This window comes from Schinkia azotoformans LMG 9581 (assembly GCF_000307855.1).
In the GTDB taxonomy this organism is placed as follows: Bacteria; Bacillota; Bacilli; order Bacillales; family Bacillaceae_J; genus Schinkia; species Schinkia azotoformans.
In genome coordinates this window covers 1-2,085 of record NZ_AJLR01000053.1, presented here as the reverse complement: position 1 = coordinate 2,085, position 2,085 = coordinate 1, and the positions used below count along the sequence as shown (strand labels likewise).

General features: G+C 41.4%; 2 protein-coding genes. One reads left to right on the top strand and one right to left on the bottom strand.

The genetic code is table 11. From position 1 onward, the window contains the following. Nucleotides 1–844 (bottom strand): peptidylprolyl isomerase PrsA (locus BAZO_RS10045; protein ID WP_003331348.1); only part of this gene is annotated, 844 nt, incomplete at its 3' end. A 324-nt stretch (nucleotides 845–1,168) separates the two neighbouring features. Between BAZO_RS10045 and BAZO_RS10040 the strand changes: the two genes are divergently transcribed. Further along, the coding region (locus BAZO_RS10040; RefSeq protein ID WP_003331347.1) for a S8 family serine peptidase at nucleotides 1,169–2,085 on the top strand (917 nt) is incomplete at its 3' end.

Below are 2,085 nucleotides of genomic sequence, written 5' to 3'. Positions count from 1 at the left end.
CTTTAATCGTCACATGCTGGTTCTTCAATACCTGACTGATAACGCGTTGCATGATGCTTGAATCGCGAGACCATTTAGCGTAAACGCTGGCAGTTAGCGCCTTTTTACTGCTAGTAAAGGTGCCTTTGGCGGGATGGTTAATCATTTTAATAACTTCATACCCGTCTGTCACTTTGACTGGGGTCTGCGTGTAGTCACCATTTTTTAATTTGTAGGCAGCATCCTTAAATGTGGCATCGAGCGTTTTATTGTTTAATTCAAAACTAATCTTCCCGCCGTTATCTTTAGTCGCAGTATCAATGGAATCAGTTTTCGCAAGCGTGGCAAAATCCTTGCCAGCTGCTAAATCACTGATAACTTGCATAGCAGTGTCCTCGTCGCTAGTTAGAATATGTTGGACAGTCACTTTGGGCTGATAGGTCTTCCAAGCGGCCTTGAGCTGGCTTTCAGAAACCTTTTTTAACTTTTTCAGTGCAACTTCACTTAAAAAGTTGGTTCGTAGGCTTTCCTTGAAGCTACTGCGACTGAAACCGTTTTGACTTAAGAAAGCATCGAAATTTTCGCCGTATTGTTGTTTGTAGCTATCATAGGCATCATTAACTGTTTTAGTGCTAACCGATTTTCCATAGGCATGATTCAATGCACGATAAATGAGCATGTTAGCAAGCATGGTCTTTGTCGTTGGTGACTGTTTGAGTTCCTTGTAGAAGCTACTTTCAGTCACCTTGCCACCTGAATAGGTCGCAACTGTTTGGTCGGTCTGATTTGACTGACAACCGCTTAGCAGCAGTAAAGCAGTTGCGGTACTTGCCAATAATACTTTAAGGCGCATTTTTTTCTTCATCGATTCGGTCTCCTCTGAAATGCTTACAGTAAACGTTGTGTATTTATTCTAGCGATGGCAATTGAGAATTTCAATTCAAATACTCATTTTCTAATAATGCTAAAAATTTCAAAACATCTATAGTCTGTAAACGGCTAAATAATAACGCTAAAAGTTAATTTACAGATAAAAAAATTAATAGAAGATTAAAATTTTCGTTGAATTTGTTCTTCAATAGTATATAATATAATAGTATATAATATTATATAATATAATCTAATCTTAACTACATCAAGCGTAGGGTTTGATTTGGTTATGAAACTTTTGGAAAGTGGAGGATATTGGATGCAAAGGAAAAAGAAAGGGCTATCGATCTTGTTAGCCGGTACAGTCGCTTTAGGGGCGCTGGCTGTCTTGCCAGTCGGCGAAATCCAAGCAAAGGCGGCTATCTCGCAGCAAACTAAGGGATCATCACTCGCAAATACGGTGACGGCTGCGACTGCTAAGCAAGCGGCCACTGACACAACCGCAGCGACAACGAATCAAGCGATTGCTACACAGTTGGCGGCTAAAGGTATTGATTACAATAAGCTGAATAAAGTTCAGCAGCAAGATATTTATGTTGACGTCATTGTTCAAATGAGCGCAGCGCCTGCCTCTGAAAACGGCACTTTAAGAACTGATTACTCCAGCACGGCGGAGATTCAGCAGGAGACCAATAAAGTGATCGCGGCTCAGGCAAGCGTTAAAGCAGCTGTTGAACAAGTCACCCAACAAACTGCCGGTGAAAGTTATGGCTATGTCGTTAACGGCTTTTCAACTAAAGTTAGGGTTGTTGATATCCCTAAACTGAAACAAATTGCCGGAGTTAAAACAGTCACATTGGCGAAAGTTTATTATCCGACTGATGCTAAGGCAAACTCGATGGCGAATGTGCAAGCCGTATGGTCCAATTACAAATATAAAGGTGAAGGCACAGTTGTCTCGGTTATTGACAGTGGCATTGATCCAACACATAAAGACATGCGGCTAAGCGATGATAAAGACGTCAAACTAACCAAATCTGATGTTGAAAAATTCACTGATACCGCCAAGCATGGCCGCTATTTTACTTCAAAAGTGCCATATGGGTTTAATTACGCTGATAATAACGACACCATTACAGATGATACGGTTGACGAACAACACGGCATGCATGTTGCTGGGATCATCGGTGCTAACGGGACAGGTGACGATCCAGCCAAGTCTGTTGTCGGAGTTGC